Below are 16,234 nucleotides of genomic sequence, written 5' to 3' on the forward strand. Positions count from 1 at the left end.
TGAGATCTCCTTCACTACGCGGCTACAGCACCGACTTCGGCACGCGATGCAGCGTCACCGCTCCGATCGCCGCGAACGGATGCAGCGGGTCGGGGTCGCTCGACCCCGTCGGTCCGCCCAGCTTCGAGTCGACGAGGGCGCTCATCACGGCGAACGCGTCCATCCGGTCCCACCCGTGGTCGTCGACGAGGAAGTCGTACGCGTCCTCGTACCCGCGCGTGATGCTCTCCTGCACGGGGTCTCCGAGCCCGACGAACAACCACGCGTCCGGCGTCTCGATGCGCGGGGCGCGCAGAGCGAGCCCGGGGATCACGTCGACGCTCACCACGGCGATGCCCTCGGCCTCGATCGCGACGAACGACGACTCGCCCTCGCTCATGATCGCGTGGATGTCGCCGATCGACAGCAGGGCGCCCTCGACCTCGACCGGGAGGTAGACGGTCGAGCCGGGCGCGACCTCGGTGACGTCCATGTTCCCGCCGAGCGCCGTGGCCGGCATGACGGTCGAGTTCACCCCGGACGCGGGGGCCGTGCCGATGCATCCGATCATGGGCCGAGGAGCGACCAGGTGGCGATCCGTGAGGTGCACGCCCGCCTCGTCGATCGTGATGCGCCGGGTGAGCACCGCGTCGCCCATGCGATGGCGCAGCGCGCCCGTGCCGGGGAGGCTCACCGACCACCCGCACTCCTTCAGGCGGATCTCGTGCACGGTCACCGCGAGCGTGTCGCCGGGGCGGGCGCCATCGACCCATACCGGACCCGTGACGGGGTTGATCGGGGCCGACAGGGCACCGAGGTCGCCGTGATCGTGCAGTTCGCGGTAGACCGCGTCATCCGTCTCGAAGCCGATCCGCTCGCCGGTGCCGGCCGAGATGCGCAGCACCGGCTCGACGTCGGCACGGAAACCCGGGCGGCCCAGCTCCTTGCCGAGGAAGTGATCGATGCCGGTCATGCCGACGTCTTCTCTCCGGTCGTGCCGGTGGCGGAGTGCTCCGAGAGCAGCTCCGGGTTGGCGCCGTGGCGGATCCGGAAGATGAGGAACACGACGACGCCGACGACGAGCCAGATCGCGCCTCCGATCTTCGCCTCGGCGGAGGCGTTGAACAGGACGTAGCCGATGATGAGGAACCCGCACAGCGGCACGACCAGGTGCAGCAGCCAGTTGCGCGACTTCTGCCGCACGATGTAGTGCCAGAACACGGAGACGTGCAGCAGGAGGAATCCGAAGAGCGCGCCGAAGTTGACCAGTGACGAGATGACTCCGATCTGACCGACGAAGAACAGCACGAGGACGATGCTGAGCGCGCTGACGACGAGGATCGCGAAGACCGGGACCTGGCGGGCGTTGATCCTCGAGAAGAACGCCGGCAGTTGCCGGTCGCGGCTCATCGAGTACAGCAGTCGGGAGGTGGCCGCCTGCGCGGCGATGGCGTTGGCGATGCCGACGGCGATCACGTTCACGGCGAGGAACGCCGTCGCCCATCCGCTGCCCGCGGCCTGCGCGATGATCGAGAAGAACGCGTTGTTGACCTCGTCGTCGTCGAACGCGATCGTGCCTGCGGCCAGCGCGCTGGCGAGCCAGGTCTGCAGAATGAACAGGGTGGCCACGATGAAGAGCGCGATGATCATCGCTCGACCGGCCGGGTTCTTCCTGCCGGTCGTCTCCTCCGACAGGGTCGAGATGCCGTCGAAGCCGAGGAAGCTCAGCACCGCGATCGACAGAGCGGCGGCGATCAGCGGCGGGTCGACCTTCGCCGGGTCCCACAGCTGCGCGAGCGAGAAGGACGAGCCGGCGATGGTGTCGCCGGTGAGGGCGGAGACCGCGATGACGACGAAGATCGCGACGAAGACCAGCTCGATCGCGAGGAAGACGCGGTTCGCCACGGTGATCGAGCCGATCCCGAGCACGTTGATGACCGTGTTGACGGCCACGCAGAGGATGGCCCACAGCCACTCGGGCGACTCGGGGAAGATGCCGCGCATCGACGACGCCGCGAACACGTAGAGCAGAGTCGGAACGAGCAGGTAGTCGAGCAGGATCGACCAACCGGCGAAGAACCCCGCGACGGGGTGCGTGCCTCGACCCACATAGGAGAAGACGGAACCCGCGAGGGGGAACGACTTCGCCATCTGCGCATAGCCGAGGGCGGTGAAGATCATCGCGATCAGGCCGACGAGGTAGACGAGGGGCACCATGCCCTTCGACTCGTTGAAGACGACGCCGAAGATCGCCCAGGGCGCGATCGGCACCATGAAGACGAGGCCGTAGACGACGAGGTCGACGGTGGAGACGGAGCGCTTGAGCTCCTGCTTGTAGCCGAACGACTCCAGCCGTGGCTGGTCTCCGGATGCGGTGGTGGTCATGGTCTCTCCTGTCGGGTCACGGGTGGTGCGCGAGGAAGTCCGCGACGACGCGGAGGAACTCGCGGGGCTGTTCGAGATGCACGCAGTGGCTCGCGCCCGGGAAGACGTGAGCGCGGACGTCCGGGATGCGGTCGACGAACGGCTGCCAGGTCGCGGGGGTGGCCTCGTCGAACTCGCCGGCGACGACGAGGGTGGGGCACTGCACCTGCTCGAGACGGTCGACGACCGACCAGTCGCGCAGGGTGCCGACCACGTGGAACTCGTTCGGGCCGTTCATGGTGTGGTAGACCGTCGGGTCGGCGAGCATCTGCGTCTCGCTGTCGACGAAGTCCTGCGGCGTCGGCGCGACGCGGCACACGTGACGCTCGTAGAAGACCTGCGTGGCGGCGAGATAGTCGGGGTGATCGATCGTGCCGTCGGCCTCGTGCCGGTCGAGCGCCACGCTGGCGGCATCCGGGAGCTCCGCGCGCAGCCGCGCCGCCTCGCTCGTCCACAGTGGCATGGACGCGGGGGAGTTGCAGATCAGAAGAGCCAGGATGCCGTCGGGCTGCCGCACGGCGATCTCGGCGCCGAGCATCCCGCCCCACGACTGGCCGAGCACGTGATACTCATCGATGCCGAGGTGGGCGCGCAGCGCGTGGAACTCCTCGACGAAGAGCTCCGGCGTCCAATGCTCGGCAGGCGCCTCGGGGTGGTGAGAGCTGCGTCCGCAGCCGATCTGGTCGTAGTGCACGATCGTTCGGCCGGTGAGGTCGGCGAGAGCGTCGAGGTTGCGGACGTAGTCATGGGCCATGCCTGGTCCGCCGTGGAGGATGACGACCGGAGCGAGGTCGCCGGGCTCGTCGGGCTCGGTGATCCGGTACCAGGTGTGGCCCTCGCGAAAGGGGACCGTGGATTCGCGCTGATGCATGAGGACATCGTGGACCTAAAAGGTGTGCGAGTAAACCATTCCGTCCGGATTTCACATCGATGTAACACTGGAACCGATATGACGGAGACCGAAGACACCCTGATCGACCGCATCACCGACCGACTGGTGACGGCGGTGGCGATCGGAGAGTTCCTGCCGGGGACGCGGCTGCCCGCCGAACGCGACCTCGCCGTGTCACTCGGTGTCGGCCGCACCACGACGCGCGCGGCGCTCGAACGGCTCGTCGCGCGCGGCATCCTCGAGAAGCAGCGGGGCCGCACCGGCGGATCCTTCGTGCGGGAGGAATGGCCCACCTCTGAGGCGGCGGCCGTGACCCGCTGGCTCGAGGAGCAGTGGCCGCAGCTGGTCGATGCCGCGATCGCCGGCACCCATCTGCACGGCGCGATCGCGCGGCTCGCGGCGGTGAATCGCACGGAGGACGACATCGTCCTGATGCGCGCGCGACTCGACGACTTCGCCGAGGCGGCGACGGGCGCAGCGCGCCAGCACGCCGACAGCCTGCTGCACCTCGCCATCATCGCCGCGGCGCACAACGAGACGCTGTCGGAGGTCGTGCGCGAGCACGAGCGGCGCTTCACGATCGTGGCGCCGGCTCATCTGTGGGGGGATTCCGACAGTCGCCCTGCGATGGAGAAGCGTGCCGCGAGGGAGCACTCGGAGCTGGTCGACGCGATCGTCGACGGGCGCTCGGAGGATGCCGGCCGCATCGCGCAGCATCACGTCGAGATAGACCTGGAACTGCTCGAGGCCGTGCGGAGGCGCGCCATCGGGCGCTGACCGCACGGCTCAACCCCGCGGGAACCATCGACGCCCCTGTTCGCCGCCGACGCCCCTGATGGTTCGCGTGGATCAGGAGGGGCGTCGACGATCAGCAGGGGCGTCGACGGAAGCGATGCGCGAGTGTCTCAGGCGCTGAGGACGATCGTCTCGTCGATCGGGCGACGGACGCGCGGGGCGACCTCGCGCTCCTGCAGCACCTCGGGCAGCGACTCGACATCACCGAACTCGCCGACCGCGAAGACGGTGGCCGGCACGAAGCGCTCCTCGAGGTCGGCGAACTCGCGCACGACCTCCGGGTCGAAGCCGCTCATCTGGTGCACGACGAGGCCGTCGTGGTGAGCCTGCACCGAGAAGTGCGCCACGGCCTGGCCGAGGTCGTAGAAGGCGTGGGTGAGGGGGGTGCCGTCGGCGGTCGCGGTCTCGGCGATCGCTACCACGAGCACGGCGGCGTTGCGCGCCCAGGTCTGGTTGAAGCCGACGAGGGAGTCGACGACCTGCGCGTGCAGGGCGGTGCCGCGGCGGGCGACGATGAAGCGCCAGGGCTGCGAGTTGTTGGCGGAGGGACTCCAGCGGGCCGCCTCGAGGGCGGTCGCGAGCTTGGCCTCGTCGATGGCGTTCTGGGCGTCGTAGGCGCGGGGGCTCCAGCGTCCGGCGAGCACGTCGAGGACGGGGTGCTCGGTGGGGGCGGTGCGGTCGATCAGGGGAGTGCTCACGGGGTGTGCCTTTCAACAGGAGTCGGAACCGGACTCCGTCGTCCGCGTACGAGGGTGCCAACGGATGTATGTGAGTGCATATTCCCGTGACGTTCTGTGACGCGCAGTGCCGTTCTCAGTCGAGCAGGTTGCGGGATGCCGTCGACGCGAGCGCCCGCCGCACCGCGCGGATCGACGGCGCGGCCGCCGAGACCCGCCGCGCGGACGAGAAGATCTCGCGCCGGGGTTCGTCGGGAAGCGGGGACAGGTCGACGGTCGGCGTCTCGCCCGCCCACACGAGCTCGGGCAGCAGTCCCACCGCGAGCCCCGCTCTGATGAGACGCACGTGCGCGGTGAGGTCGGCGACCTCGAACCGCACGTCCGGCTCGAAGCCCGCCGTGCGGCAGAGCTGCTCGGCCCAGGCGCGCGACGCGGTTCCCGCGGGCTCGAGCACCCACGGTTCGTCGCGCGTCGACCACAGCGCGGCGACGGCATCCGCCTCCGACGAGCTGCCGGGCCGTCGGGCGAGCGCGATCGCGTCGTGGGCGAGCACGACGCGATCGAGGTCGGCGTGCAGGGGGCGCGTGCGCCCGGGGTACTGCTCGGCGAGGATCAGATCGAAGTCGCGGCTCGAGACGCCCACGAGTCCGGTCTCGGGGTCGCTCTCGGTGACCTCAACCCGGAGCGATGGGTGCTCGGCCCGGAGCGCCGCGAGCGCTCCGGGGAGCAGAGAGTGCGCCGTCGACTGGAACACCGCGAGATGCACGGTGCCCGTGACCTCGGTGAGCGACTCGGCGACCGCGACCTCGGCCTGCTCCAGGCGGTCGAGGATGCCGACGGCCTCCGTCACGAGCACGGTGCCCTGCGGGGTGAACTGCACGCCACGACCGACTCGCCGCAGCAGCGGGACGCCGACCTCGCGCTCCAGCGCGGCGAGCTGCTGCGACACCGTCGCCTTGCTGTAGGAGAGGGCGTCGGCGACGGCCGTGAGCGTGCCGAGGCGCGACAGCTCCACCAGCATCCGCAGGCGATTGACGTCCAGCATCCGGGTTCCTTGCGCGCTCGACCATTGTTCAGCTCGGGTGAACGGTCAGCGCGAGAATCGATTGATAGACGTAGCCTACTGCGCCGTCTGACAATGATCGAGCCGCGCGCACCCGGACGCGCGATCCCCTGGAAGGTCCCCGATGACTGTCGCCGCCGACACCGCCACCACCCCGAGCACCGAAGAGGTCGCCGCGCTCGTGCAGCGCTGGCTCGCCGAGAGCGAGACCCACCCCGTCGAGCCGGCCGCCCAGCGCCTCTCCGAGGTATTGAAGGATCCGAACGGCCTCGCCTTCACGGTCGGCTTCGTCGACGGCGTCATGCGCCCCGAAGACCTGGGCGTGGCCGGTCGCAAGCTCGCCGAGCTCTCCGACATCACCCCGACGCTGCTGCCGGGCTACCTGCGCGCCGCGATCAAGGCCGGCGGGTTCTTCGCGCCGAAGCTCCCCGGCGTCGTCGTGCCGATCTCGCGCCGAGTGCTGCGCGCCATGGTCGGCCACCTCGTGCTCGACGCGACGCCCTCGAAGCTCGGCCCTGCGATCGCGAAGCTGCGCAAGACCGGCAACCGACTGAACCTGAACCTCCTCGGCGAGGCGGTGCTCGGCGAGCGCGAGGCCGGCCGTCGCCTGCAGGGCACCTACGACTTCCTCGCCCGGAAGGACGTCGACTACGTCTCGATCAAGGTCTCCAGCGTCGTGAGCCAGCTCTCCATGTGGTCGTTCGACGAGGCGGTCGCCGACGTCGTCGAGAAGCTCACGCCTCTGTACCGTCTGGCGGCGAAGGCCGAGGCACAGGGCAAGGCGAAGTTCATCAACCTCGACATGGAGGAGTACCGCGATCTCGACCTGACCATCGCGGCGTTCACCAGCATCCTCGACCAGCCCGGTCTCGAGGACCTCGAGGCGGGCATCGTTCTGCAGGCCTACCTGCCCGACGCTCTCGCCGCGATGCAGCGGCTGCAGGAGTGGGCCGCCGCCCGTCGCGCGAAGGGCGGCGCCCCCATCAAGGTGCGCGTCGTCAAGGGCGCGAACCTCGCGATGGAGGAGGTCGACTCGAAGATCCACGACTGGCCGCTCGCGACCTACGGCACCAAGCAGGACTCCGACACGAACTACAAGCGCGTGCTCGACTGGGCCATGACGCCGGAGCGATTGGATGCCGTGCGCATCGGCGTCGCTGGTCACAACCTCTTCGACATCGCCTACACCTGGCTGCTCGCGAAGTCCCGCGGTGTCACCGACGCCGTCGAGTACGAGATGCTGCTCGGCATGGCGACGGGTCAGGCCGAGGCGGTCCGCAAGGACGTCGGCCGCCTGCTGCTCTACACGCCGGTCGTGAACCCGGCGGAGTTCGACGTCGCGATCGCGTACCTCGTGCGGCGTCTCGAAGAGAACGCCAGCCCCGAGAACTTCATGTCGGCGGTGTTCGAGCTCGCCTCGAACCCGCAGCTGCTCACCCGCGAGCGCGAGCGCTTCGAGCGGTCGCTCGCCGCGCTCGTCGCCGACCCGTCGGTGCCGTCGCCGAACCGCGTGCAGAACCGTGCGGCCGAAGAGCGGACGGATGCCGGGACCACCGGGTTCCACAATCAGGCAGACACCGACCCGGCGATCGCCGCCAACCGCGCGTGGGGCCGCGAGATCCTGCAGCGGTCGGTCGCGTCGCCCCTCGGCCTCGACGCGATCGCCGCGGCGCGGGTCGACGCCGAGGCGCAGCTCGACGGCGTCTTCGCCACCGTGCAGAGCGCCGCCGCGGAGTGGGCTGCGCGTCCGGCATCCGAGCGCGCCGAGATCCTGCACCGTGCCGGTGACGAGCTCTCCGCCCGTCGTGCCCAGCTCATCGAGATCATGGCGCACGAGGCCGGCAAGACCATCGCCGAGGCCGACCCCGAGGTGAGCGAGGCGATCGACTTCGCGCACTACTACGCCGAGCGCGCGCTCGACCTCGAGAACATCACCGGGGCGGAGTTCGTGCCGTCGAAGATCACCGTCGTGACGCCGCCGTGGAACTTCCCCGTCGCGATCCCCGCCGGCGGCGTGCTCGCCGGCCTCGCCTCGGGCTCGGGCGTCATCATCAAGCCGGCGAGGCTCACCCAGCGGTGCGGCGCGGTCATGGTCGAGGCCCTGTGGGCGGCCGGTGTGCCGCGCGAGCTGCTCGCGCTCGTCGACCTCGCGAACCGCGACCTCGGCACGCAGCTGGTGGCGAGCCCCGCGGTCGACCGCGTCATCCTCACGGGCGCGTACGAGACGGCGCAGCTGTTCCGGTCGTTCCGCTCCGACCTGCCGCTGCTCGCGGAGACGAGCGGCAAGAACGCGATCATCGTGACGCCGTCGGCCGACCTCGACCTCGCTGCGGCCGACGTCGCGCGCAGCGCCTTCGGCCACGCGGGGCAGAAGTGCTCCGCCGCGTCGCTCGCCATCCTCGTCGGATCGGTCGCCGACTCCGCGCGCTTCGAGCGCCAGCTCGTCGACGCGGTCACGTCGATGCGCGTCGGCCTGCCCGAGGATCCGGCGACCCAGATGGGCCCGATCATCGAGCCGGCGAACGGCAAGCTGCTCACCGCGCTCACCGCGCTCGACAAGGGCGAGCGGTGGCTCGTCGAGCCGAAGCAGCTCGACGCCGAGGGGCGGCAGTGGACGCCGGGTGTGAAGATCGGCGTCGCGCCGGGGTCGACCACGCATATGACGGAGTTCTTCGGCCCGGTGCTCGGCATCATGCGCGCGAAGGATCTCGACGAGGCCATCCGGCTGCAGAACGCCGTGGACTACGGCCTGACCGCTGGCATCCACTCGCTCGATTCCGACGAGGTCGCCACCTGGATCGACCGGGTCGAGGCGGGCAACCTGTACGTGAACCGCGGCATCACGGGCGCGATCGTGCAGCGGCAGCCGTTCGGCGGCTGGAAGCGCTCCGCCGTCGGCGCCGGCGCGAAGGCCGGTGGGCCCAACTACCTGTTCGGCCTCGGCGACTGGGCTCCTGCCGAGCTGCCCGCAGCCGCTACGGGGGCGGCCACCACGCCCGTGGTCGAGTCGGTGCTGAGCGCGGCCGCGGCCGATCTCGACGCGGTCGAGATCGAGTGGCTGCACCGCGCTGCCGCCTCCGACGAGCACGCCTGGACCTCCGAGTTCGGCGTCACCTCCGACAAGTCCGGTCTCGGTGTGGAGCGCAACGTGTTCCGGTACCGTCCGGTCGAGGTCGACGTGCGCATCGCCGAGGGCGCGACGCTCGCCGACGGCATTCGCGTGATCGCCGCCGCCCTGCGCAGCGGCAGCCCGTTCACGGTGTCGGCCGCCGCACTTCCGTCTCGCGTGGAGAAGGCGCTGCGCGCTGCCGGCGTGACCGTGTCGAGCGACAAGGACGCGGCGTGGGTGAAGCGCTACGCCAAGGCCGCCGCGAAGGCCGAGCACAGCTGGCGTCGCGTGCGCCTCGTCGGCGGCGACACCGCTGCGCTGTTCGAGGCGCTGGGCGGGACGCCCGACGTGGCCGTGTGGTCGCACGCCGTGACCGGGGCCGGCCGGGTCGAGATGCTGCCGTTCCTGCACGAGCAGGCCGTGTCGATCACGAACCACCGCTTCGGCAACCCGACGACGCTCTCCGAGGGAGTTCTCTGAGGTCACCCATCGAGGCCGACGCCCCGCTTGAATGCCGAGGCCCCTGCTCGTTCACGTGAATGAGCAGGGGCCTCGGAGCTGAGCAGGGGCGTCGGCGGACGGCGGATGGGTGCGAGCGGGTGAGCGGATGCTCAGCCGCGCAGCGCCTCGCCCAGCTTGACCCGGCTGCCCATGCGCAGCAGCGAGTTCTCGTAGATCTTCGCGCCGATCGCGATCGCCGCCACGCAGCTCGCGAGCAGGATCACCAGGCTCAGCAGCGGCTCCCACCACTGCGCCTCGCCGACGAACAGCCGCATCGGCATGCCCACGGGCGCCGAGAACGGCACGTACGACATGATCGTCAGCACCAGCGGGTTGTCGTTGAACACGATCACGAGCACGTACGGCGCCATGATGAGCATCGTGATCGGGGTCGTCGTGGAGCCGATGTCCTCCTGCCGCGACACCATCGACGCGGCGGCGGCGAACATGGACGCGAGCAGGATGAACCCGAACAGGAAGAACACCGCGAACCAGACGATGGGGGCGCCGAGCGTCGCCAGCACCTCGCTCTGGCCGGTCGCCGTGAGGCCGATCGTCGCGATCGCCGCGATCGCGAGGATCTGACCCATCGCGAGGATCGTGTTGCCGATGACCTTGCCCGCGAGCAGCGTGCGCGAGGAGATCGTCGACAGCAGGATCTCGACCACGCGGGTCTGCTTCTCCTCGACGACGCTCTGCGCGATCGTGCCGCCGAAGGTCGCCGCGGCTCCCATGAACACGATGCCGAATGCGATCGCGATGAAGTACCGCAGCAGCGGGTTGGTCGTCGCCGGTTCCAGGATCTCGATCTGCGGCGTCTGCGACAGCGCCGAGACGAGACCGCTCGGCGCGTCCTTCAGCGCGATGACGGTGAGTCCGGTCGGCCCCTCGCCGGGAACGACGGCCGCCTCGACCTTTTCGGAGCGCAGCAGCTCCTCCGCGGCGCCGGCATCGGCGACCTCGGTCGCCTCGACGTTCGGCAGGGCCGATACGACGGATGCCGTCTCCGACGTCACCGCGACGGGCATCGTCTCCGCCGCGGCGTTCTTGCTCGCGAAGCCGCCGATCACGATGCCGGCGAGCACGATGAGCAGCAGCACTCCGGTCGAGATCAGGAACGCCTTGCTGCGCAGCTTCGAACCGATCTCGCGTTCGGCGACGAGCCAGATCATCGATGCCTGGGCGCCGGAACGAGCAGGGCGGCGAGAGGGGACTGAGGTGCTCACTGGATGACCTCCTTGAAGATCTGGGCGAGGGACGGATGCTTCGGCGCGAAGCTCGCGACGTCGCCGCGCTCGACGGCGGCGCGCAGCACGCGCTGCGCGGTGTCGGGTCCGTCCGCGTCGAACAGGGCGTAGCCGCCCTCGAAGTCGACGACGGTGACGCCCGGTTCGGCGCGCAGCCACCCGGCATCCCCGGAGGAGACGAGCTCGTAGCGGTTGCCGGCGTGCTCGGCGCGAAGGCCGTCGCGAGAGCCCGCCGCGCGGATCTGCCCGCCGGCGAGGATGACGAGGTCGTCGCAGAGACGCTCGACGACGTCGAGCTGGTGCGAGGAGAACAGGATCGACGCTCCCTTGGCGGCGGACGACTGCAGCACCGACGCGACCACGTCGACCGCGAGCGGGTCGAGACCGGAGAACGGCTCGTCGAGGATCAGCACCTCGGGGTCGTGCACGAGGGCGGCGGCGATCTGCGCGCGCTGCTGGTTGCCGAGCGACAGCGACTCGATCGTGTCGTTCAGGCGCTCCCCGAGTCCCAGCTCGGTGAGCAGTGCGGTGGCGCGCGTCGTGGCATCCGCCTTGCCGAAGCCGTGCAGACGCGCGAGGTACACGATCTGCTCGAGCACCTTCATCTTGGGGTAGAGCCCTCGCTCCTCCGGCATGTAGCCGAAGTGGCTGCGCTGGTCGCCCGTGAGGGGGCGGCCGTCGAGGGCGACCGTGCCGCCGTCGGCCGAGAGCAGCCCGAGCACGATCCGCATGGTGGTGGTCTTGCCTGCGCCGTTGCCGCCGACGAAACCCGTGAGGCGCCCGGGGGCCACCTCGAACGAGACGTCGTCGAGCACGCGCCGAGAGCCGTAGCTCTTGGTGATGCCGGTGAGTACGAGCTGTCCTGTCATACCCCTCACGCTAGGGCGGGGGGATCGGCCGCGGCATCCCCCGTGCGGCGGATCGTCGGAGGGCGTTCGCGACGGTCGTCCGCCGTGCGGCGGACGCGCCCTCCCCCTCGGGGCACCGCTCAGCGCGAGGTCAGCATCACGAGGATGCCGAGGGCGAACGGCGCCGTCGTCACGAGGAACACCGCTCCCAGCACGATGCCCACGATGATCCACGGGCTGCGTCGGCGCAGACGTCGGCCGGGCGGTGCGACGCCGACCGGCGGCGGGGTGAGCAGCGTCGCCGGAGCGGTGAACGGGAGGGCGGGTGCGCCGGGGGCCGGCGGCGATGCTGCGGACGGCGCGGCCGGTGCTGCCTGCGCCCGCAGCCGCTCGTCGCGCCAGCGTGCCCACTGATCCAGCTTCACGAGCAGCGCTCCGACAGCTCCGAACAGCCATGCCCAGGTGGCGGGGTCGAGCGTCGACGCCTCACGCTTCGTGTAGAGGAAGAGCCAGTCGTCGACGATCTCGACGTCGAGCTCGGCCGCATGGTCGATGAAGCGTGCCATCACGTCGGGGGTGAACAGGTAGAGCGCGTCGACCTCGTACCCCTCGGGGCAGTAGAGGGAGAAATAGCGGTCGAAGTCGCCCTCGAGCGACAGCCGCTGGTCGCGGCGGAATCCTGCGGCGAGGCTTCTGCCGAGGGTGTTGTTCCCCAGCGCGTCGAGGATGATGTTCGGCAGTGGCACGTCGAGCTTCACGGCGACGTACCCCCACCGGTGGGTCTGGCTCTGCTTGCCGTTGCTCGTCGTGTACTGGTAGTTGCCGAACTCGACGAACCGGGGAGCGGTGCCGCGCAGGACGTCGGTCGACATGCGGCCCGATCCGGCCTGGAAGATCAGCCCCGGCAGCGGCGGCGCGTCGATCCGGTCGAGGTAGGTCATCGCGTTCGCGGCGGCGAAGCGCGACAGGCGGAAGCGGGTGAGCGCGCGCTGCCGATTCGCCCGCCGCACGAGCGCGATCACGCCGACGGTGAGACCGCCGAACAGGAGCAGACCGACGAGGCCGCCGAGCAGCACGCCGCCGTCCCTGCCGATCGCGTAGCCGATGCCCAGGAGCAGCACGCCGGCCACCGGCACGATCAGCAGCAGGGCGACGATCGCGAGCACCCACGCGACGATCTGCCCGGCGGTCGTCGGATTCGCCCGTCGGTGCGCGCGGGCGAACGCGTCGACCTCGGCGGGGTTCACCGGCTCGGTCAGCGCCCGGGCGTCGAAGAATCCCGCCGGCGTCCGGGACGGCGGGGCGGCGGGCGGAGGAAGGGTCACGCGTCCACGCTAACCCGCCGCGCCTCGGCGCCCGACGTGCAGCGCTCCGCGCAGGAGAAGTCCGGCGACGAGGGCCCAGAACGCCGCGCTCACCCCGAGCACGGCGATGCCGGATGCCGCGACGAGGAATGTGACCACGGCGGGGATGCGCTCGCCGGGATCGTCGATGGCCTGCTGCACCGACGAGCCGAACGCCCCGAACAGCGCCAGCCCGGCGACGGCGGGGATGACGGCATCCGGTGCCAGCAGCACGAGCGCCGCGAACGCCGCCGAGAACGCGCCGAGCACGAGGTAGGACGCGCCCGTCGACACCCCGGCGGTCCAACGGCGCCCGTGATCGGGGTCGGCCTCGGGGGAGGCCGCGAGCGCGGCGCTGATCGCGGCGAGGTTGATCGCGTGTCCGCCCGCGGCGGCGCCCGCCGCGGTGCCGACGCCGGTCATGAGCATGGCCGGCCGCCACGGCACCTCGTAGCCGAAACTGCGCATGATGGCGATGCCGGGCACGTTCTGTGAGGCCATCGTGACGATGAAGAGGGGCAGGGCGATGCCGACCAGCGCGCCGACGGTGAAGACCGGGGCGGTGAGCTCGACGCGGGGGAGCAGCAGACCGGCATCCACCGGCGCTCCGGCCTGGATGAGCGAGACCGCGACGACGACGGCCGCGGCGACGAAGGCGAGCGGCACCGCCCATCGGGGTGCGAGGCGGGCGAAGACGAGCCAGGTCACCACGACCGGGACGACTCCCCACGGGTTCGCGACGAGTCCGGTGACGGGAGCCAGGCAGAGCGGCAGCAGCACGCCGGCGAGCATGGCCTGCGCGATGGACGGCGGGATCCGGGCGATGAGCGCGCCGAGTGCGGGCCAGAGCGCGGTGAGCAGGATGAGCGCCGCGGCGACGAAGAAGGCGCCGACCGCCGCGGGCCAGCCGCCCTCGACGGTGCCGGTCGCCGCGAGAAGCGCTGCGCCGGGCGTCGACCAGGCGGCCGTGATCGGCATGCGGTACCGCCGGGCGAGCACGATGCACGCGAGGCCCATCGTGAGGCAGAGGGCGAGCAGTCCGCTCGCCGCCTGGGCCGGGGAGGCGCCGACCGCGGCGAGACCGGTGAGCACGACTGCGAAGGAGCTGGTGAATCCGACCAGTGCGGTGACGATCCCGGCGAGGACCGGTCGGGCCAGGGTGGACCGGGGCTGGTCGGATCGAGGCGAGCGGGCGGGCACCCTCCGAGAGTAGCGGGATGCCGTCGGGCTGCCCCGAGCGCGTCGGGCCGGCCCGTGCGCGTCAGGCGAACTCGTGCGCGTCAGGCGAGTCCGAGCCGGTAGGCGAGCACGACCGCCTGCACGCGGTCCCGAGCGCCGAGCTTCTGCAGGATGCGTGAGACGTGCGTCTTCACGGTCGCCTCGCCGATGAACAGCGCGCTCGCGATCTCGGAGTTGGTGCGGGCATCGGCGAGCAGCGAGAGGACCTCCGCCTCGCGGTCGGTGAGCCCCTCGCTGAGGGCAGGTGCCGAGGTGGCCGGGGCCGAGAACGCGGGGCGCGGGGCGGCGGCGTCCGCAGACCCCGTCGAGTCGGCTGCCGTGGCGAACCGTGCGAGCACCCGTCGCGTCACCTCCGGTGCGAGCATGCCGTCGCCCGCGGCCAGCGCCCGGACCGCGGCGATGAGGTCTTCCGCTCCGGCGTTCTTGAGCAGGAAGCCGCTCGCTCCGGCATCCAGCGCCTGGTACAGGTAGTCGTCGCGGTCGAACGTGGTGATGATCGCGATGGCGGCCGCGATGGTCGGGTCGGCGACGATGCGGCGGGTCGCCTCGATGCCGTCCATGTCTGGCATCTGCACGTCCATCGTGATGACGTCGGGGCGCAGCGCCCTGGCCTGCGCGATCGCGTCGGCGCCGGTCGCCGCCTCGCCCACCACCGTGATGTCGGGCTGGATGTCGAGGATGGTGCGGAAGCCGGCGCGCAGCATCGCGTGGTCGTCGACGAGCAGCACGCGGGTCTGATCCGAGGTCATGACGGAGCGTCCTCCCGATCGATGGCGGCCTGCTGGGGAGCGCTCGCGGCCGGACTGCCGAGCGGCACCCGCGACCGCACGCGCAGACCGCCGGTGCTGCGCGGGGCCACCTCGAGGGTGCCGCCCGATGCGGCGGCGCGCTCCCGCATCCCGAGCTGTCCGAGTCCCGGGCGGAGGGCCGAGACAGTGCGTCCGGTGTTGACGACCTCGACCTCGACGGCATCCGCGTCGTAGCGGACCCGGACGTCGGCGGTGGCGCCGACGCCCGCGTGCCGGCGGGCGTTCGTCAGCGACTCCTGCGCGATGCGATAGAGGTTCACGGCGACGACCGACGGCACGGCGACCGGGTCGCCGATCACGGCGTAGTCGGTGGGCAGGCCGGCCTCGGACGACGCCCGAGCCAGGTCGGCGATGTCGTCGAGGGTGACGGTCGACGCGGTCTCGGTGCTGTCGCCGCCGGGCGTGCGCAGGGTCTCGAGCAGCTGCCGCAGCTCGTGGATCGCATCGCGCGCCGACCCCTCGATCCCGGACAGGATGCCGCGGGCCTTCTCCGGATCCTGATCGATCACGAGCCGCGCGGCACCGGCCTGCACTCCCATCACCGAGACGTGGTGGGCGACGACATCATGGAGCTCGCGCGCAATGCGCACCCGGTCGAGCGCCACGGCCTGCGCGGCGGTGACCTCGCGCTCGCGTTCCAGTTCGGCCGTGCGCAGCTCGAGGATCTCGCGCGCCTGCGCGGCGTTCCACGAGCGGTCGCCGAAGTAGTAGGCGCCGCCGAAGTAGAGCGCGTTGAGCAGCACCTGGATGAGCATGAACGCGACGTACGGCGACATCACGCCGGCGGCGACCTCGGCCTCATCGGCCTGCTCGATCGCCTCGCGGTACATCGTGATGAGCAGCCAGACGAACATGCCGACGATGATCGCGACGCGCACGATCATCGCGGCCCGTCGTTCGTTCATCCATGCGCCCACCGTGTAGAGCGCCACGAACATCGCGATGTTGCCGACGTAGATCTCCGGCACCTGGAGGGAGACCGCGGTGAAATAGGCGAGGCACACGATCACGGCCACGGCGGCCGGGAAGCGGCGACGGAAGGCGAGTGGCACGGTGATGACCGCCGCATACACGAGCGCCGTCCACGGCTCGGCGCGCGTGTCGCCGTAGATCTCGGAGATCGTCGACAGCGCGGCGCTGAGGATCGCGCCGACGAACATGATCGCGGCGAGCACGAGGTCGGCGCGCTGCTCGCGGGCGCTCGGCGTGCGGGTGAACGTCGCGGCGGGCATCCTCCCACCGTACGGGCGGGACGGATGCCGCGGCATCCCCCGCGCGACGGATCATGCTTGTGACCTGCGACAATCG

The 16,234-nt window shown here is 70.8% G+C and carries 13 protein-coding genes; 2 read left to right on the forward strand and 11 right to left on the reverse strand.

The window, feature by feature from the left end:
- Positions 1–22 precede the first annotated feature (22 nt).
- Genes AUC47_RS07030 through AUC47_RS07040 form a run of 3 tightly spaced genes read right to left on the reverse strand, consistent with a single transcriptional unit; the run spans position 23 to position 3,274 of the window.
- Complete coding sequence (locus AUC47_RS07030) at positions 23–952, reverse strand: acetamidase/formamidase family protein (RefSeq protein ID WP_096714506.1); 930 nt, start codon at positions 950–952, stop codon at positions 23–25.
- Positions 949–2,364, reverse strand: coding sequence for an APC family permease (locus AUC47_RS07035; RefSeq protein ID WP_096714507.1), 1,416 nt, complete (start codon positions 2,362–2,364; stop codon positions 949–951). The genes AUC47_RS07030 and AUC47_RS07035 overlap by 4 nt, the downstream gene beginning before the upstream one ends.
- 16 nt (positions 2,365–2,380) lie before the next feature.
- Positions 2,381–3,274, reverse strand: coding sequence for a proline iminopeptidase-family hydrolase (locus tag AUC47_RS07040; RefSeq protein WP_096714508.1), 894 nt, complete (start codon positions 3,272–3,274; stop codon positions 2,381–2,383).
- A 78-nt stretch (positions 3,275–3,352) separates the two neighbouring features.
- Between AUC47_RS07040 and AUC47_RS07045 the strand changes: the two genes are divergently transcribed.
- Positions 3,353–4,072, forward strand: coding sequence for a FadR/GntR family transcriptional regulator (locus AUC47_RS07045; protein ID WP_096714509.1), 720 nt, complete (start codon positions 3,353–3,355; stop codon positions 4,070–4,072).
- 128 nt (positions 4,073–4,200) lie between these two features.
- On the opposite strand, the gene AUC47_RS07050 is transcribed toward AUC47_RS07045, so the two are convergent.
- A complete protein-coding gene (locus tag AUC47_RS07050; RefSeq protein WP_096714510.1) occupies positions 4,201–4,788 on the reverse strand; it encodes a nitroreductase family protein in 588 nt (195 codons plus the stop codon).
- Positions 4,789–4,903: 115 nt separating this feature from the next.
- Entirely contained in the window at positions 4,904–5,812 is a 909-nt protein-coding gene (locus AUC47_RS07055) for a LysR substrate-binding domain-containing protein (protein WP_096714511.1), read from the reverse strand.
- Between the two features lie 142 nt (positions 5,813–5,954).
- Between AUC47_RS07055 and AUC47_RS07060 the strand changes: the two genes are divergently transcribed.
- Entirely contained in the window at positions 5,955–9,419 is a 3,465-nt protein-coding gene (locus AUC47_RS07060) for a bifunctional proline dehydrogenase/L-glutamate gamma-semialdehyde dehydrogenase (protein WP_096714512.1), read from the forward strand.
- Positions 9,420–9,550: 131 nt separating this feature from the next.
- On the opposite strand, the gene AUC47_RS07065 is transcribed toward AUC47_RS07060, so the two are convergent.
- The 6 genes from AUC47_RS07065 to AUC47_RS07090 form a co-directional block, all read right to left on the reverse strand.
- Positions 9,551–10,612: an ABC transporter permease gene (locus AUC47_RS07065; protein ID WP_096714513.1), complete on the reverse strand. Its 1,062-nt coding sequence runs from the start codon at positions 10,610–10,612 to the stop codon at positions 9,551–9,553.
- A gap of 50 nt (positions 10,613–10,662) precedes the next feature.
- The gene (locus AUC47_RS07070) at positions 10,663–11,556 is read right to left on the reverse strand and encodes an ABC transporter ATP-binding protein (protein WP_096714514.1); all 894 of its coding nucleotides are present in this window, start codon (positions 11,554–11,556) and stop codon (positions 10,663–10,665) included.
- Positions 11,557–11,675: 119 nt separating this feature from the next.
- Positions 11,676–12,860 (reverse strand): hypothetical protein, encoded by a 1,185-nt coding sequence (locus AUC47_RS07075; protein WP_096714515.1) that lies wholly within the window; start codon positions 12,858–12,860, stop codon positions 11,676–11,678.
- Positions 12,861–12,869: 9 nt separating this feature from the next.
- Positions 12,870–14,078: a benzoate/H(+) symporter BenE family transporter gene (locus tag AUC47_RS07080; protein ID WP_096714516.1), complete on the reverse strand. Its 1,209-nt coding sequence runs from the start codon at positions 14,076–14,078 to the stop codon at positions 12,870–12,872.
- Positions 14,079–14,158: 80 nt separating this feature from the next.
- Positions 14,159–14,866, reverse strand: coding sequence for a response regulator (locus AUC47_RS07085; protein ID WP_096714517.1), 708 nt, complete (start codon positions 14,864–14,866; stop codon positions 14,159–14,161).
- Entirely contained in the window at positions 14,863–16,158 is a 1,296-nt protein-coding gene (locus AUC47_RS07090) for a sensor histidine kinase (protein ID WP_096714518.1), read from the reverse strand. The genes AUC47_RS07085 and AUC47_RS07090 overlap by 4 nt, the downstream gene beginning before the upstream one ends.
- Between the last annotated feature and the right edge of the window lie 76 nt (positions 16,159–16,234).

The organism is Microbacterium sp. SZ1 (genome assembly GCF_002362255.1).
GTDB lineage: Bacteria > Actinomycetota > Actinomycetes > Actinomycetales > Microbacteriaceae > Microbacterium.